Consider the following 20,843-nt stretch of genomic DNA (forward strand, 5'->3'; position numbering starts at 1 on the left):
AATGATCATATAGCATGAAGGGTTTGTAATTATGGTAAAATCTATGTATGTGATATGACAAGGAGAGGGAAGTGTGAAGATTACGAAGGAGAAGGTTATCGGTGTAATCGTACTTATTGCAGTATGTATACCATTTACTGCATGGAAAGAATCAAAAGTGAAAGATTTTCCGGTTTCTATTTTTTCGGAAGAAGCAGATGGTGAGTACGGTCAGAAGCTGAAATATACTGCTTTTTTACCTGATGTTGCGATTTGGATGAACGGTTGGGAAAAGAAGTGGACAGAGGGGGAAAGAACTGTTTATCAAAAAGGGAATCGCATTGTAAATGTGTTTCATCCTCCTGGCGATGATGGTTATTACCTTCTTGAAGCAAGAGAAAATAAGTGAACGCAACCGTAAGAAGTGGAGGTTAAATAGTGAAAGCTTCAACATTACTATTTAAAATTGAAAGTAATATGGATCAATTTTCACCAGCTGAGAAGAAGGTTGCCATGTACATAATGGATAATGCAGAGATTGTACCGAATTTAACGACGAAAGAAGTGTCAACGAATGCAGGCGCAAGTGAAGCGAGTGTCGTTCGCTTTTGTAAATCGATTGGAATCGGAAGTTTTAAAGCATTTAAGATAGCACTCGTTCGTGAATTAACGATTGCTGATTATAATATTAACGATTTTTCAGTGATGAATACAGAAGATGGACCGTATGATTTATTTAATAAAGTTACTTATGTGAATAAAGCTGCAATTGAGGCGAGTGTTACTGCAATAGATAAGAGGGAACTTGAGAAAGCAGCGGATCGTATTGTCAATGCGGGCAAAATTATATTTTACGGAGTAGGCGGATCAGCTACGCCAGCAATGGACGGGGCTTATAAATTTACGCGGCTTGGATTTACAGCGATGATGCTATCTGATTTTCATATGATGTTGCCACTTGTGACGAATTTAAAAGAAGGCGATATATTTGTTGCGATTTCAACATCTGGTCGAACGAAAGATGTGCTTGAAATGGCGCAGTATGCAAAGAGACAAGGTGCAACTGTTATTGGAATTACGAAATTAGATCAATCATCACCCCTATATAAAGAAGCGGATATTCGCCTTTGTATGCCAGATGTAGAACAAGATCATCGTATTGCGAGTATTGCTTCGAGAATGACACAATTGAATATGATCGATGCTTTATATGTTATTACTTTCAATCGAATTGGTAATAAAGTATTGGATCAATTTATGGAGACGCGAGAAGAAGCGTTGCGGTTACGGAAGTTAAAGTAGAAGAAAAGATGAGGAGACTCATCTTTTTTATTATCTTTGACACAAATATGTCATGTTGTGAAATTTTATTTCATAAAATAAGAAAGGATTATTGATTTTTAGTTTCTTAAAGTTATAATAAAAGTGTGAAATATAATTTCAAAGAGGGTGGCAATATGTTAGAAAATTTATCGACAGAACATCGTAATGAGAAAACAATGAATCTAGATGAAATGAGCATAAAAGAAGTGTTGCAAAGTATGAATGAAGAAGATCGAACTGTTGCGTTAGCAGTTGAAAAAGAGATAGAACAAATTGAAAAGGTTGTACAGACTGTTATTAAATCTTTTGAAGAAGAGGGACGCTTAATTTACATTGGTGCTGGTACAAGTGGTCGTTTAGGTATTCTAGATGCAGTGGAATGTCCGCCGACATTTGGCACGGATGATAAAATGGTGCAAGGGTTTATAGCAGGTGGATTGAAAGCGTTTACTAAAGCGGTGGAAGGTGCCGAAGATCGCGAAGAGTTAGCGGAAGAAGATTTAAAAAGTATTGGATTAAATGAGAAAGATACAGTGATTGGAATTGCTGCAAGTGGCAGAACTCCTTACGTAATTGGCGGCTTGAAATACGCACAGAGCGTAGGAGCGAGTACAGCGAGTATTTCTTGTAATAAAAATGCTGAAATAAGTAAATATGCAAAGTTAAATGTGGAAGTAGAGACAGGTGCAGAAATATTAACAGGATCAACGCGTTTAAAAGCTGGTACAGCACAAAAATTAGTGCTGAATATGATTTCAACAGCTTCGATGATTGGTGTAGGAAAAGTATATAAAAACTTAATGGTAGATGTTCAATCCACAAATGAAAAGTTAGTAGAACGGTCAAAACGAATTATTGTGGAAGCAACAGGCGCTAGTTATGAAGTAGCGACAGAGTATTATGAAAAGGCAGAACGTAACGTAAAAGCTGCAATTGTTATGGTGTTGTTGCAGTGTGAATATGGGGAAGCACTGGAGAAACTAAAATACGCTAAAGGGTTTGTGAAGAAAGCACTATAAAATAATAGGGAGGGGGATTCTATTATGAAGAAAGAAGAGAGAATGGCCAAGGAAATTTCGGAGCAACTTGGAGGAATAAAAAATATTCGTAGTATTGCTCATTGTATGACGAGACTGCGATTAACGCTTCATGATGAAAGTAAAGTAAACATGGACCTTTTGAAAAAAGTTGAAGGCGTTATGGGTGTTATAGAAGATGAGACGCTTCAAGTTGTCGTTGGTCCGGGAACAGTAAATAAAGTGGCAGCTGAAATGGAAGGTTTGACAGGACTACGAATTGGTGAGGTAGCAGATCATCACCTTGAAGATATTGGGCAAGAGATGAAGTCAGAGATTAAGAAGAAAAATAATACACCGGTGAAAAACTTTTTACGAAAAATAGGAAGTATTTTCATCCCATTAATTCCAGGTCTTGTTGCGTCAGGAATTATAAACGGGGTTGCTAACTTTGCGAAAAACGCTGGTGCTGATCCAAATGCAACGTGGTTACAAATGTTACTACTCATTGGCGGCGGTATCTTTACATTCTTAGGAATTTTAGTTGGTTGGAATACAGCGAAAGAGTTCGGCGGGACACCGGTTCTTGGGGCAATTGCTGGTATTTTAATTTTCAATCCGGCGATGGCAAACGTAAAATTGTTTGGTGAAGCATTAGTGCCCGGAAGGGGCGGATTGTTTGCAGTTATTTTTGCAGCATGGCTTATGGTTGTAGTGGAAAGACAAGTTCGAAAAGCAGTGCCGAATGCAGTTGATATAATCGTGACGCCACTCATTACTGTATTAGTTGTAAGTATCGTAACGATGTTAGCCATTCAGCCATTAGCAGGTTTCTTATCAGATGGTATTACGAGCGGAATTAATGCTATTTTAAATATTGGTGGAGCATTTGCTGGCGCAGTACTTGCGGGAACATTTTTACCTCTCGTTATGGTCGGATTACATCACGGTTTAACACCAATTCATATGGAATTTATTAATCAAACACACGTAACACCTTTATTACCAGTACTCGCAATGGCTGGTGCTGGCCAAGTGGGCGCAGCAATTGCGATTTATGTGAAAACAAAAAACAAGCGACTTCGAAATGTAATTAAAGGTGGATTGCCAGTTGGCTTTTTAGGAATTGGTGAGCCGTTATTATACGGGGTGACATTACCACTGGGGAAACCGTTTATTACTGCTTGTTTAGGAGCGGCTGTCGGTGGTGCATTCCAAGCAGTTATGCAAACAGCTTCTCTTGGAATTGGCGTATCAGGGCTATCTTTAATTCCATTAATTGCTGACAATAAATATTTACTATATTTCTTAGGTTTAGTAATTGCATATGCTTTCGGATTTATCTTTACGTACTTCTTCGGATTTAAAGAAGAAATGGCAGAAAACATATAGAGAAAGGGATTCCTTTCTCTTTTTCTATTAATAGAAAGGGAGATTTATATGATCGGAGTTTCCATTTATCTTTCAAAAGAACGAGTAGAGAAACAAGAAGAGTGGCTAAAAGTAGCGAAGGAAAATGGGTTTACATCTATTTTTACATCACTGCACATTCCAGAAGATGATCCAAATACGTATAAAGAGTTAATTCAAATATTAGGGAAACAAGCTCTTGCACATGAAATGGAGTTAATGGTTGATGTTTCTCCAAAATCGTTACACCATTTAGGGCTAACATATGAAAATGTGGAAGAACTATTGGACTGGGGCATTACCGGTTTAAGAATGGATTACGGCATTGCGCCAAAAGAAATTGCAAGCGTATCTCATAGGATGAAAGTAGCTTTAAATGCGAGTACGATTACAAATTCATTTTGGAAAGAATTACTTGCAGAACATATAAGAGTAGAGAATGTAGAAGTATGGCATAATTTTTACCCACGTCCAGAGACAGGACTAGCAAAGTCCTTCTTACAAAAGCAAAATCAATATTTACAGAAGTGTGGAATAAAGACGATGGCATTTATTCCAGGAGATGCGGAAAAACGAGGTCCGTTATATGAAGGGTTACCAACGTTAGAAAAACATCGCAATATGCGCCCGCTTGAAGCGTACTTAGAACTTGTCCAAGATTGTGGTGTTGATAAAGTATTGATTGGAGATATAAGCGCAAGTTTGGAAAGTATACAAGAAATAGCTAGTGCAAGTAGAGGGATTATTCCATTGCGTTACAAATCATTTATAACTGATAAAGAAGTATTAAAAGTGGTAGAGCAAGTGCATACAAATAGACTAGATCCAGCTCGTGATGTTATTCGATCTGTAGAATCAAGGGAAGGAAATAGAGTGGTGTTACAGCCGATGCATACAATTGTAAGAAAGAAAGGCAGTATTACAATTGATAATGAATTGTACGGTAGATATGCAGGGGAGATGCAAGTTGCCACACATGATTTACTTGTAGATGAGAAAGTGAATGTTGTTGGAATGGTTGTGGAAGAGGACGTTTCTTTACTGCCTTATATTGGCGCTGGAAAAATGTTTCAACTTTTTTTATGCGATAGAATAAAAGCTTGAATTAGCGCTATTTTGTAAGAAAACATTATCTGTAAAACGGATAATGTTTTTTGTTTTCTTTAAAAAAGTATTTGACGAATGAAATAAAATACCGTATTGTTTTGACTTGTAAATAAAAGTTCACCATAACAAAACAAAAAGGAGAGTTCAAAATGAATCAATATATTGGGAATTTAATTATTCGTATCGTGTTAGGAGTTACGTTTTTTGCACACGGTTTAGCAAAGTTTCAATCAGGTATCGATAATGTAGCAGGATGGTTTACAAGCATCGGTTTACCAGGTGGCCTTGCATACGGCGTAGCAACTGTAGAATTAGTTGGTGGTATATTATTAATTATCGGTTTAGGTGTACGATATGTAGGATTGTTATTCGCTCTTATTTTAGCTGGAGCTATCGTAAAGGTAAATGGAGCAGCAGGTTTATTAGGAGATGGAAAGAATCCAGGATATGAATTAGATCTTGCATTATTATCAATGGGTGCGTATTTATTCGTAGTAAAAGCAGAAGGATATGTAGATCGTTTCTTAAAAGAGAAAGTAATGAAAACGAAGTAAATTTTATTTATAAATTGTTGACTTGAATAATTATTGTAACTATAATGATCACAACTAATGAATTACGAATGAAACAATTTAAATATTTTTTTACACAAGATGTAACTACATCGGTTACGTCTTGTGTAAAAATAAATAAACGGGAGGAAGTAATATGCCTAAATCAAATTTAGAAATTATTCAAAGCACGTATGAAGGATCAGCTTCTTCGAATGCAAAGCATTTAGCAGAAGCCTTCTCTGAAAAAGTGGAATGGACAGAGGCAGAAGGTTTCCCGTATGGCGGAACATATAAAGGCGTAGAAGCTATAATGGAAAATGTATTTAGCCGTTTAGGATCAGAATGGGATGATTATAAAGCAAGTGTAAATACATATCATGAAGTAAACGGAAAAGATATAATTATTGCTGAAGGTATGTATTCTGGAGTTTATAAAGAAACAGGAAAATCATTTGAAGCAGAATTTGTTCATGTATGGCAACTTGAGAACGGAAAAATCGTGAAGTTTAAGCAATATGTAGATAGTCATATTGTTAGGGAAGCGATGAAGAGATAATGCTTTTTAAATGGATCGTAGGTATATGCATTACAATTATAGTAATTTTCTCGTCTATAGTTGGCGGAAAGAAATTGCTTGCATATGTGGAAAAAGAAAATAAAAATATTCAAATCGAGCGAGCGACAAACGAAAAAGAGAAAAAAGCTGCAGAAGAAGCCCCGCAAATTAGTGAAGGTGAAATTATTTCTACTATGCATAAAATGGTGCACCAAAAGGTAAAATCCTCTGAAAAATGGGGATTTGTAGAGATGACAAAAAAGGAAATTTCTAATGTAAAAAGGGATATTGAAAATAGTACAGGTTTTCAATATAAAATGAAGTTATTTTCTATTATAAATAGATGGGAAAAAGGAGATTTTTCTCAAACTGTTGAGGAGCATAACTTTTTATGGAGCCTTCAAGGTGGAGATACTGGTAAGGCGACGGAACGTTTATCGCCAGAAGAGGAAAAGCAGTATATAAAAGAAATGAAGAGTAAATAAAAACATCGCCAATCCAGATGACGATGTTTTTTCATTAAGAATGTTTTCGCATTAAAGGTCTAACAGGTTGAACGGCAACAGTTTTGAAATGAGAAAATAAATAACATCCTGTTACAACGACAATTGTCCCTAAAATTTGTATCCACGTTAATTCTTCTTCGAGGAATATGAATGCTAAAATGGCTGTGAAAATTGGATTGAAGTTTAGAAAAATACCTGATGTAGTTGCGCCTAATTTTTGTACACCAATATTCCAAAATACCATACAAAGAACTGTCGAAATAAGCCCAGTATATAAAAGTGATGTGATGAAAGAAGTATTTATATTTGAAACAGTGAAGCTACCTATGTTAAACGGTAGTAATAAAATAACGCCGAAAATACCAGAGTACAACGTTGCCATAAGTGGTGTAGTTGTTTTTGTTGCCCATTTACTACAAACAGAATAGATTCCCCAAATACAAACTGCTGCAATCATCCATAAATCGCCGCTATTAAAATGTAGTGAAAATAAAAGCGAGAAATCACCTTTTAATAGGACGAGGATAACCCCGAAGAATGAAAGAATCATGGATAGGATTTGAAGTGTATTTACTTTTTCTTTTAGAAATAATACTGAAAATAATGCGATTGAAATTGCATTCAATGTAGAGATAAGACCTACATTCGTAGCGGATGTTTTTTCTAATGCTAAAAATTGAAAGATGTTAAAAAGAGCGACTCCTGAAATTCCCATCAATATTAACGGAAGTATTGCGGTACGTGGTGGAAGGATTTTCTTTTCTTTAAACCATACCATTGGTAATAAACAAACAATCGCAATCATCCACCTTAAATTTGTCAGTGTCATCGGTGATGCATGATTGACGAGTGATTTTCCAACGACGAAATTTCCTCCCCATAATAAGCTCGTTAGTAATAGTAAAAAGACGTAAAAATAAGGCATGCTAAAATCCCCTTTTTTGTAATCAATACGAATTGTAAATAATTTTAGCATTTTTCTTTATTGTGTAATATATTCTTTTGTATAATGGTGAAAACTCGATAAAAACTTTAGTTTAAAATGGTATTTGCAGAAAAATATTCAGTTTTATATAAATTATAAGTTGTTTTTTCGAATAATCATCGGTAAGAAAAAAGGGGGAATTGTAATGGAGTCGTCTGTTATTAAAGTGTTGGATGATTTGGATGTACAAATTTTAGATATATTGCAGAAGGAGTCACAAGTAAGTAATGCAGAGTTGGCACGTCGCGTTAATTTATCACCAGCTGCGATGCATGCAAGAATAAAAAGGTTAGATGGGGAAGGTTTCATCGATAAGCAAGTTGCGATTTTAAATCAAGAAAAGCTTGGGTTTGATTTATTATGCTTTATTTTTATGAGTACGAATATTCATCAATTTGACAAGTTGGAAGTGTTGGAGAAAGAATTAGAATCGATGCCGGAAGTGTTAGAATGTCACTGTTTAACAGGGGAGTACGATTATTTATTAAAGGTTGCAAATCGTGATCGTAAAGAACTAGAGCAGTTTATTAGAAAGTTGAATAAGCTTGGTATTACAAGGATACAGACAAGTTTAGCACTTCGTGAAATTAAATATTCGACGGTATTGCCGATACGAAATGAGGAACCGAGCATCGATTAGATTGCTTGGTTTTTTGTTTGTATAAATTGATTGACGAGGAGAAAAGAGAGATGTATTATTATATAAAATTATGAATTAAAATTCATTTCGAGTTATAAATATTAATATTGAGGGGCAAGGGGATGGAATATGAAAATCTGTAATGCGGTGACGAGTGATGTGAAAGAAATTTATAGTCTTATTGAGGTTTATGCAAAAGAGGGAGTTGTTTTACCACGTTCTCTTTTGTCTCTTTATCAATATTTGCAATGTTTATATGTTATGAAAGAAGACGAGAGAATTGTTGGAGTTGCTGGCTTGCATGTATTAGGAGAAGATCTTGCAGAAATACGATCGTTAGTAGTTTCGCATACATATGCAGGGAAAGGGATAGGGCGTATGCTTGTAAATCATGTAATGGAGGAAGCTACGAAAATAAATGTAAGAAGAGTAATTTCCTTAACATATGAAACAGTATTTTTTCAAAAGTGTGGATTTGATTTTATAAATAAAGAAGCGTTGCCAGAGAAAGTATGGATTGATTGTAGACATTGTCCAAAGGTGGATTATTGTGATGAAGTGGCGATGGTGCGGTATGTTGGATGAAAATTTTATAGAGAAAAAGTTCCCACTATTATTTACATATATAGTGGGAACATATATTTCCATAAGAAATGGACAGGTTATTAAGAATTTGAATTCTTTTGTCTCACGGCAAAATTATAAAGTGGATCTTTAAGTTCATAGTTATACGTTAAACCGTCGACAATTCCTACAACTTTATCATTATCATAAAGGTCGAGCATAAATTGTGCCATTTGTTTTGCAGTGTGGAATTTTGGTACAACATTATCATATTGGAATTCATCAATATCAAATGAACGTTTCGCAAATTCTGTTTCAGTTGCAGCAGGAGCTAAAACTTTTGCTTGCAGTTTTGCGCCTTGTTCTTTCAGTTCGTGAGACAGCCCTTCTGTAAATGCACTTACATAGAATTTCGTAGCGCAATACGTAACAGCATCAGCAACAATCGTGTATCCGCCGCCCGATGAAACGTTAATAAGCTGTGTTCCATCAACCATTGAATAATCTCGAACGAAAAGAGAAGAGAGTATTGTTAGTGCTTCTATATTGACATGCAACATCGTCTCGATTTTATTTAAATTTTGTTCAGCAATTGAGGCGAAATTACCAAAACCTGCGTTGTTAATCCACGTTTCAATTTGAAAAGATTGTAGGCTTTCATAAAGTTTATAAACATCTTCAGTAACAGATAAATCAGTTCTTCGAATGACAACATCCAATTCTGGATGCATTTCGTTAATTTTCAATTTTAATTCGTTTAATTCTTCTTGTCTTCGAGCTACAAGTACTAAATTTTTTCCGCGAGATGCAAATGCTAAAGCTGCTTCATAACCAATTCCGGAACTTGCGCCAGTAATAACCGTGTATTTCATATAAAATCCCCCTAAATTCAAATTCATTTATGGTTAGATTGTATTTGTTAGAGTATACTCTAAGTCAAATGTTTTTTATAAATTTGATACGGTTATAAAATATATGAGGGTAAGCATGTGAAGGGAGTTTTAGTATGTACACAATTAGCGAGGTAGCAAAATTATTAGGAGTGAGCACACATACACTACGTTATTATGAAAAGGAAAATATATTAATTGCAAATCGTGATACAAATGGAAATCGACTTTACGAAGAGTCACATATAAAGTGGTTGCAGTTTGTAATGAAATTAAAACAAACGCAAATGCCAATAGCGAAAATAAGAGAATACGCTAGATTATATACAGAAGGGGAGCATACAACAGAAGCTCGTTTACAGCTCCTAGAAGATCATAGGAAATCTATTCAGATTCAAAGAGAAAACTTAGAAGTTACAGAGAAGATGCTTGAGAATAAAATTAGTGCATACAAAGGCTCATTGGAAAATAAATAGATGTTGTTATGTGATGAAAGATGGATTTGATCTATGAGTATTTCATCATAGTGTGCGGATAAATAAAAAAGAGCAGCTAGCAAAATCTAACTGCTCCATTCAAGGGATCTCTCCAAGGGGGAGTGGAGAAAATATTATGTTACTAGCAGTATTGACAGATTATTAAGAAATATACAAATCAGATGAAAGAAATTTTAAATAAACTTTCGGCATTGACAGTTTTTAAAATGTTCATGTACAATATATATATGAATGACATTCAGTCATTTTTATGTGACAGGATGCAGTTAGCTTAGAAATGGAACAAATACAATGGTAAATGAGGATGATAGTTGTTTTTATATAGTATTGATGAAAGAGTATATTTTTTTAAAATAAAAATGACTGATAGTCAGTCATAAGAGGTGAGAGGTATGAAAAATAGAGCATGGTTATATGTCATATTAACATGTATCTTTGAAATTTTTTGGGTGTTTGGTTTTAATACGGCTAATACTTGGTGGCATTGGATTATTATTTTAGGAGTTATCGCTGTTGATTTTCACTTCCTTTCTAAAGCGTGTGAACATCTTGCAACAGGGACTGTATATGCTGTTTTCGCCGGAGCTGGTACGGTAGGTACTTTCTTAATGGATGTATTTCTTTTCGGCGGAAGTTTCAGTGTAGGGAAGTTATTTTTTATCGTGATGGTTGTAGCTGGCGTTATCGGTTTAAAGCTAGCTGATAATAAAGAAGAAACTGTGGAAGGAGCTGCTTAAAAATGGGTTGGTTTTTCGTATTTTGTGCTGCAATTAGTGAAATAGTCGGTGTGATAGGACTTAAAATGTATAGTAAAGATAAGACATTAGCCAATGGTGCGATTTATATCGGTGGGTTTGCTACATCCTTCGCATTTTTGTATACTTCCTTCTTATTTTTACAAGTAAGTGTCGCGTATGCGGTTTGGATTGGTATCGGAACAGCAGGTGCAGTTTTGTTAAACATGTTCTTGTTTGGTGAGTCGAAAAGTAAAGCGCGTATCATTAGTGTGTTTCTTATTGTATGTGGAGTGACAGGATTAAAGGCACTTTCTTAAAGATATATTGCATTTTTATCTCCTAATTGTTTATTAGGAGATTTTATTATAAAAAAATGAGTTCCTCTTAGAGTTCACTATCATTGACAGTACAATCGATTATCTTATAAAATGAGTGACAGTCATTCAATATGCGTGTGAAAGGGTTTAGATGATGAATAAAAAAGAGAAAATTGTCTATGCAGCTATTGAAGTGTTTCAGGAAAAGGGCGTCGAAAAAACGAAGATTTCTGATATCGTGAAATTAGCTGGCATTGCGCAAGGAACTTTCTATTTATATTTTCCTTCTAAGCTATCTGTTATGCCTGTAATAGCAGAAGTGATGGTTGAAAAGATGATACTTGCAGTGAAAGAAAAAGTACAAAAAGATGTACCTTTTTCAAATAAAGTGGCACAAGTAATCGATGCGGTGTTTCACTTTATAGAGGAATACCGTGAAATACAAGCTTTAATGTATGCAGGTCTTGCATCTACTGAACATATAAAAGAGTGGGAAGCTGTGTATGAGCCTCTTTATATGTGGTTAAGCGAATTTTTAAGTGAGGCGAAAGAAGCCGGTGAAATTCGTGATTCGGTTCACGCAGAGCGAACAGCGAAGTTATTTATCGCTCTTGTTGAATCAGCAGCGGAACAAGTTTATTTATATGATCATAAAGATGATGAGCAAGTGGATTTGCAAAAGGCAGAAGTACTAGATTTTTTAACACATGCACTACATATAAAGAAGTAGTAAGATGAACCTGTCTGAAAAGGTAGGTTCATTTTTGAGGAAAACTGAATGATAGTCATTCACCTAATACTTATGTATGTGTAGAAGGATAGAGTGAAATTCTAATGAGTGGAGGCATCCTCACTCATTACTAGCCCACAAAGAGCAGGATAAAGAAAAAGCTTCTTGGGTATTATTTTTTGAGAGGAACTTATGGGAAGAGGTGTTAAAAAGTGAAGAAACCGATAAAAGAACAAAAGATGGTATTGGTTATTCTTTTGAGTAATATATTTATCGCTTTTTTAGGGATTGGATTAATCATTCCGGTTATGCCGTCCTTTATGAATGATATGCATTTAACAGGGAAGACGATGGGATATCTCGTTGCAGTGTTTGCAATGGCACAGCTCATTACTTCACCTATTACAGGCCGGTGGGTTGATCTTTACGGTAGGAAGAAAATGATAATCATTGGATTATTTATTTTTGGTGTTTCAGAGCTTCTTTTTGGATTAGGAAAAGATGTGTGGATGCTTTATGTAGCAAGGGTATTAGGCGGAATTAGTGCTGCTTTTATTATGCCTGGTGTTACGGCATATGTTGCGGATATTACATCTATTCAGGAACGTCCAAAGGCGATGGGATACTTATCTGCGGCTATTAGTACTGGATTCATTATAGGGCCTGGAATCGGCGGATTTATTGCAGAATACGGCATACGTGTGCCGTTTTTCGTTGCAGCAGCAATTGCCTTTATAGCATGTGTGATTTCAATCTTTATTTTAAAAGAACCGTTAACGAAAGAAGAACTTGCAGAGATTTCTTCTAATACGAAAGAATCAAGTTTTATTGGTGATTTAAAGAAATCATTACATCCAATGTATGCAATTGCATTTATTATCGTATTTGTACTTGCATTTGGTTTATCGGCGTATGAAACTGTGTTTAGCTTATTTTCTGATCATAAATTTGGTTTCTCGCCGAAAGATATTGCGGCAATTATTACAATCAGTTCAATCTTTGGGGTAGTTGTGCAAGTATTTATGTTCGGAAAATTAGTTGATATGTTCGGTGAAAAAGTGTTAATTCAAATCTGTTTAATTGTAGGTGCAGTATTAGCGTTCGTTTCAACTGTCGTCTTTAATTATTGGATTGTACTTCTCGTTACTTGCTTCATTTTCTTAGCATTTGATTTACTTCGTCCAGCTTTAACGACGTTTTTATCAAAAGCAGCTGGAAAAGAGCAAGGATTCGTCGCTGGTATGAACTCGACTTATACGAGTTTAGGAAATATCGCAGGACCAGCGATGGGCGGAATATTATTTGATATGAATATTCATTATCCATATGCATTTTCAGGAGTTGTTTTAATAGTTGGTCTCGGCATTACATTTATGTGGAGAGAGAAAAAGCTGGCTGAGAGTTTTGCGAAGTAATAAAACCCCTTACGACGGTAAGGGGTTTTTGTTTTATAAACTTAATCCAAACCGTTTTAATTCAATAAAAATCCCTTCTAATTGCTTTCCTTTATCCGTTAATGTGTACTCTACACGAGGCGGAACTTCTGGATATACTTTTCTCGTTATAATGCCTTGAGATTCTAATTCCTTTAGTCGAAGCGATAATGTTTTTGGACTAATCCCATCCATTGATTTTTGTAAATCACTAAAGCGTAATGTTCCTTCGATAAGAAGATCACGAATGATTAAAAACGTCCATTTTGTACGAATTATATCAAGCGTTTTAGCGATAGGACAAGGTATTCCAGGTAAACCTTTCGTTAATTCAATTGGATTTATGTCGTTCATGGAACTAGCCTCATCGCCATCAACCTAAGAAATGCAAATACCCCAAAAACGAAAAAATGAGTATTTTATTACAAGTTAGTACAAAATTTCGTTCTGGGGGTACTATAAAATTTCAGCTATATAACGATGTGGCGGGACCAAAAAAATGCGTTTTAGTCTTTAAACACGCTCAGTTTTTCAAATAGATCTCCCAGGATATTGATAAACATTTCTTTTTCCTCATCGCTGTAGTTTTCCATTACCGCAGAGATTTTACTGAAATGACCGGGTAGAAATTGTTTCAGTTGTTCTTTTCCCTCTTTTGTCAGTTCAATGCTGATTTTTCGTTTATCCTTATTTTGATGCGTGCGGCTAACAAAACCGTCCCTCACCAGCCCGTCCAGCAAACCAGTAATCGTTGCTTTCGTGACGTTTGATTGCTTTGCAAGTTCTGTCGGACTTAACGAGTGGTCTTTTGCGTCGAAGAGTAGCATCAGGATTTTGAATTTTCCTTCAGACAGCCCTCTGCCTGCAAAGTAACGCTCCATCACATGATTCATTTTTTTTGATATATCAAATAGAGATAAAAACAATTCAAGAGAACTAGCATCTATATTGGAATATGTCTCGGTATGTTCTGTTAAATATTTATATTTAGGTAAATGTTTTAATTCCATTAAAATAAGCTCCCGTTCGTTAGTTATGACACGATTATAAAGGAGTTAATATCATAATACAACCTGACTTAAAGATGATTGACAATTTTTCTGAGGATGTAGTAAAGTAATATAGTTAGGCGCCTAACTATATTTAAAGAACTAAAAGGGGTTATTTATATGAAACATATTTTGATAGCTGGTGGGGGAATTGGCGGATTGTCAGCGTCTATTTCCCTTAGTAAAGTAGGATTTTCTGTTACCTTGTGCGAAGCGGCTTTAGAAAATCGCAAAACCGGTGCGGGGATTCTCATGCCGCAAAACGCACTGGCTGTCTTGAAAGAATTGGACGTATTCGAAGAGTGTTGTGAACATGGCTTTCAAACAAAATGGCTTAAAACATTTGATGCACAGGGGGATCTGCAGTTTCAAGTCAGTGAATCCTTTTTAGACGACACACTTCCAGGGCGCAATAATATCCCGCGAAAAACATTAAGTGATATTCTCATCAAGCATGCTGATGCAGCGGGTGTAGACATCAAGTGGGGGAAAAAGGTTGTTGCTTATGAAGAAACAGCTGAATCGGTCTCTGCCATATTTGAAGACGGAGAAAAGATAAAGGCTGATATTTTAGTAGGTTTTGACGGCATTCATTCAACTGTAAGGAATATGATGTTGCAAAAGGAAATAGAAAAAGAGCATCTCGGTATGGGGGCGTGGCGATTTTATTTCGAGCTTCCTGATTACAAATTCGAGGACTCGTCATTGATGTATATAAGCGAAGAAACGCAAATCGGCGTCGTACCATTAGCCGAACGCGCCGGCTATGTCTTTGTGCTCCAGCCTTGCGCCAGCGATTACTGGGATGAGGAAGATACCCGGTTTAATAGAGTCAAAGAGATTCTCTTAGGCTTTCCGGGACTTGATTTTATTACAAAGCATATGTCAAAAGATTACCCTGTTATTTTTAACAAATTGGAACAAGTCGCAGTGCAAGAGCCATGGTACAAAGGCCGCGTCGTCATTGGAGGGGACGCCGCCCACGTCGGAGCTCCGACTCTTGCGCAAGGAGGAGCCATGGCTATTGAGGATGCAATCGTTCTCGCCGAAGAGCTCAAAAACAATAATGACATTGAAGCTGCATTTCAGGCATACTTCGAAAGAAGAGCACCAAGAGCGCTCAAAGTCCAGAATCTATCCTCAGAAATCGTCCGCCGTAGGCTGAAAGGCCAGACGGGAATAGAAGAGCTGATTTGGGAGTGCCACGAGGTGTTAAGGAAAGATTATTAAAATCGAAAATTCAAATAAAAGAATTAGGTAAGAGAGAGGAAGACAATTTAATATGGGGAATCAACAAACAACAGTAGAAAACTCTAACATCAGAGCTCTGCCGATTATTACGTCATTTCTTATTGCTGGATTTATCGGCTTGTTTAGTGAAACTGCCTTAAATATGGCGTTAAAAGATTTAATTACAGGTTTTGGTATTCTAGAGACAACAGCACAGTGGCTGACAACCGGCTACTTATTAACATTAGGAATTCTTGTGCCAATTTCAGGTTTAATTCTTCAATGGTTTACAACAAGACAGCTTTTTATCGCATCTCTTGTATTCTCCATTATCGGAACATTAATCGGAGCTATTGCACCAACATTTAGCGTACTAATGATTGCCCGTATTGTACAAGCAGTAGGAACAGCTTTACTTCTACCACTTATGTTTAACACCATTCTTGTTATTATTCCACCACATAAGCGTGGAAGAGCTATGGGAATTATCGGGCTTGTCATTATGTTCGCTCCAGCTGTTGGACCAACCGTCTCAGGGTTGATTCTAAAAACGTTAACGTGGCACTGGATTTTTTGGATTTCACTCCCATTATTGATTATCGCATTAGTATTTGGTATATTCTTCATGCAAAACGTAACAAAACTAACAAAGCCAAGAATCGATATTTTCTCAATCATTCTTTCAACAATTGGTTTTGGCGGTATCGTATTTGGTTTCAGTAGCGCTGGAGAAAGTGGAGGCTGGGGAAGCTTACACGTTATTCTTTCTCTTGTTATTGGAGTCGTTGGATTAATTGCATTTTCCCTTCGTCAAATGAAGATGGATGAGCCAATGTTAGACCTTAAGGCTTTTAAATATCCAATGTTCGTTATTGGACTTCTCTTAATTTTAGTATGCATGATGGTGCTGCTTTGTACGATGATGATTTTACCATTATACTTACAAACATCATTAGCGTTATCAACGTTTGCAGCGGGTCTTATGCTTCTACCGGGAGGAATTATTAACGGAATTCTTTCGCCTGTTATGGGGGGATTATTTGACCGTTTTGGTCCTAAATGGTTAGTTATTCCTGGACTTGTCATTGTAGCATGTGCACTGTATGGTTTCTCAACCTTAACATTGGAAACATCTACAGGATTTATTGTTGCACTACACATTGCACTTATGGTTGGAATTTCAATGATTATGATGCCAGCTCAAACAAACGGATTAAATCAGCTGCCACCTGAACTATACCCTCATGGAACAGCGATTATGAACACCTTACAACAAGTTGCTGGTGCTATTGGAACAGCTGTTGGAATTTCAATTCTTTCCTCAGGTTCAAGAAGCTTCCTTCAGACAGTATCTGATAAAGAAAATCCATTAAACCAAGTTCTGGCCTTTACAAACGGTGTTCAAAATACCTTTATCTTTGCTATCATTGTAGTAATTGTTGGATTAATAATCTCGTTCTTTATCAAAAGAGTCAATGTTAAACAGCGAGCATAATAATAAAAAAGTACTGGCATTACCAGTACTTTTTTCAGGCTATGGAGAAAGTCTTCTCCACAGTCTGTTTTTGTGTCTGAGCTTCTTTTTATGTGTCAACACTGATAAAAAGAGGGAAAAGAGAGATTTCTTATGGTGGGTTCTTTAATCTACTTCTGGTAATACAGAAAACATTTCTCTTAATTCTGGATGAACTCTATTCTTCCTTAAAAATTCTCCTTCATTATGAAATTTTTTGTCGCTACCTTAGTTACTTTCTTGCGAAACCAGTTTTAACTGCTCGTACATAATCATTCCAAGCGTGAATAGATATATCAGTATCCGGATGCATCATTTCGAACCCATGATAAGCCCCAGGATATAAATGGAACTCGACATCAACACCAGCTTCTGCAAGTTTGGTTACATAGGTTAATGTTTCACTACGGAATGGGTCCAATTGACCAACACATGTGTAGGTACGTGGCAAATTACGATAATCTTCTGCTCGAGCAGCGGCTGCATAAGCAGGAATATGATCCGTTCCATGTAATTCTCCTAAATACATTTTCCAGCCAGCTTCATTTGATTTTTGATTCCAAACAAATCCTTCTTTAATTTCATTGGCAGAAGGTGTGTTATTACGATCATCAATCATTGGATAAAGCGGCATTTGGAAACAAATAGAAGGATATTGGCGATCACGGGCTAATAATGTTAATGCAGCTGTTAGTCCACCACCAGCGCTTACTCCTGCAACACCAATTCGGTTTGAATCAATGTTTAATGTCTCCGCGTTGTCAGCAATCCATTTTAATGCTGCATAACAATCTTCAATTGGAGCTGGATAAGGATGTTCGGGAGCTAAACGGTAATCTACAGAAACGACCATACAGTTAGCCTCTTTTGCAATTTTTACAGCAAGATCATCATTATCATTTATAGATCCCAAGATATACCCGCCACCATGTATCCACAACAGAGCAGGTAAGGATTCATTATTTGATTTTGGACGATAAATTTTTAATCGTAATGGATTCGCATCAGGTCCCTCAATGACTTCATCTGTTACAGAAAGAGTTTCATCAACAATGGTAGGTGGGAAGACTTTTGACGCTTCTTCTCTCATTACTGGCAAACATTCTGGGCGTAAATCTTGATCTGGATACATTTCTAAGCCTGGTAATAATGCTGGATTTACTCGGTTCTTCATTTAAAAAACTCCTTTTTATTTTTTATGAAAGATGAAATATTATTTTTAGAAATATAATTGTAAGCTAGCTATGTATAGCAATTTATCATAGGCATTAATGGAAAGCGACAAACAAAAATGTTTATGTGTATCAAAATGCGACATATATCTCAAAGTGGTTCATTTTTTAATGAATTTTTAACGATATAAAGTATACACAGTGCCAAAATTAGCATGTATGAAATATTCATTTTCTTGATTTTTTACATGTGTTTTGACTGTTATTCTCCTTTTCCGAGGGGATAGGAAACATATCTAATGGGGAATTAACTATCTTGAAGTAGATTGATGTGGGATGAAGAAAACCCCACTGATTAAAGTTTCACTTTATATGTTGTATTATAAAAAAGAACAAGCATGCCTCTTCTTACAGTATAAAGAAGGGGCATGCTTGTTCTTTTATTCCAGATGCTTTAACACCTAGAAGAAATAAAACAGAATGAAATGTACAAAATGAAGCAACAAAGCAACAAAGTGTAGGACTTGATTAAAATTTAAGCCTTTAAAGATTTCAATGCTAAATTCATATAAGTATTCATTCTCTGTTCTAGTGAGTATTTTCCATCTAAAAGACACCAATCTAATATAAGTCCTCTAGCAATTGTAAAAAGATATGTTGTTATTTCTTCTACACTCATATCATTTGTTAATTCTTTTTCAAGTTGTCCTTTGTAAACAAAGCCATTTAGAGCTTCGTAAATTAGTGAAGGCTCATATATAAATGACCTTTTGTTGAAATCGTTAAGAAGATTTATATGTAACTCTAATTTAGTAGTATATTCAGCTATGCATTGGAAGAAAGTTAAAATAGTTGTTTGCATTGTTGTATGTTGATCGATATTTTCTAATTCAACATGTAGGTTTTCTTCAATTTGTTGAAATAATTTTTTATAAATATCCTCTTTGGAAGAGAAATAATGATAAAAAGTTCCTACTGATACATTTGCTTTTTTACAAATATCTTCAATTGTTATATTTTCAAATTTTTTTTCTTTCATTAAATTTAAAAACACATGAAATATATTGTTCTGTGTTAGTAGAGCTTGTTGTTTTCTATTTGGCAGAGTTTTTTTATGCAACGTCTATTCCCCCTTATTTATATATTAACGGATATCTTAAAACCAAAAAAGTAGTTTGAATATTTTGGTTCTTGTTGTATAATCCTCATTACACCGAATAGCATTCGGTGAATATTATTCGGTGTAATGGAATTTCTTTGAGAGGAGATTGTTATATATGAAAACACCTTATCAATCAGTTGTTATGATTCCTACAAATAAGTTGATGGGAAAAAAGGCTTTAGAAGATCCGTATAAACCATTTGCATGGTACAAAGAGATGCGAGAAAAGGAGCCTATTTGTTTTAATCATCAGGCAGACATGTGGAATGTTTTTTTGTACGAAGATATAAAAACTGTCTTAGAGGATAAAGAGTACTTTTCTAATATTATGCCTGAGAAGAAAAAGTCTCCATTTCCACAAAGTATTCTTGGGATGGATCCGCCAAAGCATACGCAAATTCGGTCTATTGTAAATCGGTCTTTCACTCCTAAAGCATTAAGGGAATGGGAACCTAGAATCCAGCAAATCACAAACGATATATTCAATCAATTATCCGATCGGAAAACTTTTGATATTGTTAGGGAGTTATTTTATCCGTTACCAGTTATAGTAATTGCTGAAATGTTAGGTGTTTCTGCTAAGGATATGGAAAGGTTTAAGAGATGGTCTGATATTATCGTAAGTTCACCGAGTCATGATGATCCGGATTATTTGGTAGAATTTTTTAATACACGTTTACAAGCAGAAAATGAATTAGGAGAGTTTTTTGAAGAAATTATACAATCCAATCGAGGGAAATCTAAAAAAGATTTAAATAACATTATTTCTTTATTAGTTCAAAGTGAAGCGGACAAAAATATTTCAGGAAAAGAAATAGTACCGTTTTGTAAACTACTTTTAGTAGCGGGAAATGAAACAACAACCAATTTACTTGGAAACGCTTTATATTGCTTCATAGAACATCCAAATGTTTATGATCAATTACAGCAGGATATATCTCTTATTCCGAAAGCAATTGAAGAAGTATTGCGGTATCGTTCTCCAGTTCAAAGAATTGTACGCAGAGTAAAAAAAGAGATTCAATTAAAAGGGCAAACTTTACAAGTAGACCAAATCATTTCAGCTTGGGTTGGATCAGCTAACCGTGACTCGCATCAATTCAAAGATGCCGATAGTTTTAACATATATCGTAGACGTAATCCTCATCTTACATTTGGACATGGCATACATTTTTGTTTAGGGGCTCCTCTAGCTAGATTAGAAGCGAAACTTGTATTAACGGAATTAATAAAAAGATATAAATCATTTTCATTTGTTGACGAGAATCTTCCTATTCCTATCTCAAATAGTAGTTCTATATATGGATTACATTCTTTCCCTGTAAAAAGTGAACTAAATTAAACATTTTGGCTCTGGTATATTCGCGCCAGAGCCAAATTTATATGATCCATCTCAGTTTCATAAAAGGATTATATTCGGGGGGAATTCCAGATTATCACTAATTTAGGCATACTAAAAGGAGATAAGGACTA

Annotated in this window: 24 protein-coding genes; 18 read left to right on the forward strand and 6 right to left on the reverse strand. The window is 35.5% G+C overall.

Annotation, left to right across the window (positions count from 1 at the left end; genetic code table 11):
* Positions 1 to 73 precede the first annotated feature (73 nt).
* The 8 genes from GBN91_RS20765 (at position 74) to GBN91_RS20800 (ending at position 6,430) form a co-directional block, all read left to right on the forward strand.
* Positions 74 to 388, forward strand: coding sequence for a hypothetical protein (locus tag GBN91_RS20765; protein WP_000704958.1), 315 nt, complete (start codon positions 74 to 76; stop codon positions 386 to 388).
* Between the two features lie 29 nt (positions 389 to 417).
* Entirely contained in the window at positions 418 to 1,281 is an 864-nt protein-coding gene (locus GBN91_RS20770; RefSeq protein ID WP_113302870.1) for a MurR/RpiR family transcriptional regulator, read from the forward strand.
* A gap of 155 nt (positions 1,282 to 1,436) precedes the next feature.
* Positions 1,437 to 2,321, forward strand: a complete 885-nt coding sequence (gene murQ / locus GBN91_RS20775; RefSeq protein WP_000892348.1) for an N-acetylmuramic acid 6-phosphate etherase — start codon at positions 1,437 to 1,439, stop codon at positions 2,319 to 2,321.
* A gap of 24 nt (positions 2,322 to 2,345) precedes the next feature.
* Positions 2,346 to 3,710, forward strand: a complete 1,365-nt coding sequence (locus GBN91_RS20780; RefSeq protein ID WP_000711293.1) for a PTS transporter subunit EIIC — start codon at positions 2,346 to 2,348, stop codon at positions 3,708 to 3,710.
* Positions 3,711 to 3,758: 48 nt separating this feature from the next.
* Positions 3,759 to 4,832 carry a DUF871 domain-containing protein gene (locus tag GBN91_RS20785; RefSeq protein WP_152122159.1) on the forward strand — a complete coding sequence of 358 codons (1,074 nt, stop codon included), beginning with the start codon at positions 3,759 to 3,761 and terminating at the stop codon, positions 4,830 to 4,832.
* Positions 4,833 to 4,984: 152 nt separating this feature from the next.
* Entirely contained in the window at positions 4,985 to 5,389 is a 405-nt protein-coding gene (locus tag GBN91_RS20790; protein ID WP_001077751.1) for a DoxX family protein, read from the forward strand.
* Between the two features lie 154 nt (positions 5,390 to 5,543).
* Positions 5,544 to 5,945, forward strand: coding sequence for a nuclear transport factor 2 family protein (locus tag GBN91_RS20795; protein ID WP_113302868.1), 402 nt, complete (start codon positions 5,544 to 5,546; stop codon positions 5,943 to 5,945).
* Entirely contained in the window at positions 5,945 to 6,430 is a 486-nt protein-coding gene (locus GBN91_RS20800; RefSeq protein ID WP_113302867.1) for a PRK06770 family protein, read from the forward strand. The genes GBN91_RS20795 and GBN91_RS20800 overlap by 1 nt, the downstream gene beginning before the upstream one ends.
* A 34-nt stretch (positions 6,431 to 6,464) precedes the next feature.
* Here GBN91_RS20800 and GBN91_RS20805 read toward each other — a convergent pair whose 3' ends face one another.
* Positions 6,465 to 7,376 (reverse strand): DMT family transporter, encoded by a 912-nt coding sequence (locus GBN91_RS20805; protein ID WP_088859403.1) that lies wholly within the window; start codon positions 7,374 to 7,376, stop codon positions 6,465 to 6,467.
* Positions 7,377 to 7,581: 205 nt separating this feature from the next.
* Here GBN91_RS20805 and GBN91_RS20810 point away from each other — a divergent pair, with 205 nt between their 5' ends.
* Together GBN91_RS20810 and GBN91_RS20815 are read left to right on the forward strand one after the other, a co-directional pair.
* Positions 7,582 to 8,076, forward strand: coding sequence for an Lrp/AsnC family transcriptional regulator (locus tag GBN91_RS20810; protein ID WP_000446097.1), 495 nt, complete (start codon positions 7,582 to 7,584; stop codon positions 8,074 to 8,076).
* 129 nt (positions 8,077 to 8,205) lie between these two features.
* Positions 8,206 to 8,661 (forward strand): N-acetyltransferase, encoded by a 456-nt coding sequence (locus tag GBN91_RS20815; protein WP_000686663.1) that lies wholly within the window; start codon positions 8,206 to 8,208, stop codon positions 8,659 to 8,661.
* 80 nt (positions 8,662 to 8,741) lie between these two features.
* Here GBN91_RS20815 and GBN91_RS20820 read toward each other — a convergent pair whose 3' ends face one another.
* Entirely contained in the window at positions 8,742 to 9,512 is a 771-nt protein-coding gene (locus tag GBN91_RS20820; RefSeq protein WP_000878078.1) for an SDR family NAD(P)-dependent oxidoreductase, read from the reverse strand.
* A gap of 134 nt (positions 9,513 to 9,646) precedes the next feature.
* On the opposite strand from GBN91_RS20820, the gene GBN91_RS20825 reads away from it, so the two are divergent.
* The 5 genes from GBN91_RS20825 to GBN91_RS20845 all read left to right on the forward strand — a co-directional run bounded on the left by GBN91_RS20825 (position 9,647) and on the right by GBN91_RS20845 (position 13,226).
* Positions 9,647 to 10,006 (forward strand): MerR family transcriptional regulator, encoded by a 360-nt coding sequence (locus GBN91_RS20825; protein WP_016082730.1) that lies wholly within the window; start codon positions 9,647 to 9,649, stop codon positions 10,004 to 10,006.
* Between the two features lie 413 nt (positions 10,007 to 10,419).
* A complete protein-coding gene (locus GBN91_RS20830; protein ID WP_000796022.1) occupies positions 10,420 to 10,764 on the forward strand; it encodes a DMT family transporter in 345 nt (114 codons plus the stop codon).
* Between the two features lie 2 nt (positions 10,765 to 10,766).
* Complete coding sequence (locus GBN91_RS20835; RefSeq protein ID WP_000539671.1) at positions 10,767 to 11,081, forward strand: DMT family transporter; 315 nt, start codon at positions 10,767 to 10,769, stop codon at positions 11,079 to 11,081.
* A gap of 151 nt (positions 11,082 to 11,232) precedes the next feature.
* Positions 11,233 to 11,811: a TetR/AcrR family transcriptional regulator gene (locus GBN91_RS20840; protein WP_113302866.1), complete on the forward strand. Its 579-nt coding sequence runs from the start codon at positions 11,233 to 11,235 to the stop codon at positions 11,809 to 11,811.
* A gap of 212 nt (positions 11,812 to 12,023) precedes the next feature.
* On the forward strand, positions 12,024 to 13,226 hold the full coding sequence (locus GBN91_RS20845; RefSeq protein ID WP_152122161.1) for an MFS transporter: 1,203 nt from the start codon (positions 12,024 to 12,026) through the stop codon (positions 13,224 to 13,226).
* A 33-nt stretch (positions 13,227 to 13,259) separates the two neighbouring features.
* Here GBN91_RS20845 and GBN91_RS20850 read toward each other — a convergent pair whose 3' ends face one another.
* Together GBN91_RS20850 and yetL are read right to left on the reverse strand one after the other, a co-directional pair.
* Positions 13,260 to 13,598 carry a winged helix-turn-helix transcriptional regulator gene (locus tag GBN91_RS20850; protein WP_152122164.1) on the reverse strand — a complete coding sequence of 113 codons (339 nt, stop codon included), beginning with the start codon at positions 13,596 to 13,598 and terminating at the stop codon, positions 13,260 to 13,262.
* Between the two features lie 152 nt (positions 13,599 to 13,750).
* Positions 13,751 to 14,254: a transcriptional regulator YetL gene (yetL, locus tag GBN91_RS20855; protein WP_000420689.1), complete on the reverse strand. Its 504-nt coding sequence runs from the start codon at positions 14,252 to 14,254 to the stop codon at positions 13,751 to 13,753.
* A gap of 159 nt (positions 14,255 to 14,413) precedes the next feature.
* On the opposite strand from yetL, the gene GBN91_RS20860 reads away from it, so the two are divergent.
* Positions 14,414 to 15,523, forward strand: coding sequence for an FAD-dependent oxidoreductase (locus GBN91_RS20860; protein ID WP_152122166.1), 1,110 nt, complete (start codon positions 14,414 to 14,416; stop codon positions 15,521 to 15,523).
* A gap of 52 nt (positions 15,524 to 15,575) precedes the next feature.
* Positions 15,576 to 17,018, forward strand: coding sequence for a DHA2 family efflux MFS transporter permease subunit (locus GBN91_RS20865; RefSeq protein ID WP_088362109.1), 1,443 nt, complete (start codon positions 15,576 to 15,578; stop codon positions 17,016 to 17,018).
* A gap of 250 nt (positions 17,019 to 17,268) precedes the next feature.
* On the opposite strand, the gene GBN91_RS20870 is transcribed toward GBN91_RS20865, so the two are convergent.
* Together GBN91_RS20870 and GBN91_RS20875 are read right to left on the reverse strand one after the other, a co-directional pair.
* Entirely contained in the window at positions 17,269 to 18,210 is a 942-nt protein-coding gene (locus GBN91_RS20870) for an alpha/beta hydrolase (RefSeq protein WP_152122168.1), read from the reverse strand.
* Positions 18,211 to 18,743: 533 nt separating this feature from the next.
* Positions 18,744 to 19,328 carry a TetR/AcrR family transcriptional regulator gene (locus GBN91_RS20875; protein ID WP_113304250.1) on the reverse strand — a complete coding sequence of 195 codons (585 nt, stop codon included), beginning with the start codon at positions 19,326 to 19,328 and terminating at the stop codon, positions 18,744 to 18,746.
* Positions 19,329 to 19,485: 157 nt separating this feature from the next.
* On the opposite strand from GBN91_RS20875, the gene GBN91_RS20880 reads away from it, so the two are divergent.
* A complete protein-coding gene (locus GBN91_RS20880) occupies positions 19,486 to 20,712 on the forward strand; it encodes a cytochrome P450 (protein WP_152122170.1) in 1,227 nt (408 codons plus the stop codon).
* The last annotated feature ends 131 nt before the right edge of the window (positions 20,713 to 20,843 follow it).

The organism is Bacillus sp. B1-WWTP-T-0.5-Post-4 (genome assembly GCF_009183795.1).
Taxonomy (GTDB): Bacteria; Bacillota; Bacilli; order Bacillales; family Bacillaceae_G; genus Bacillus_A; species Bacillus_A cereus.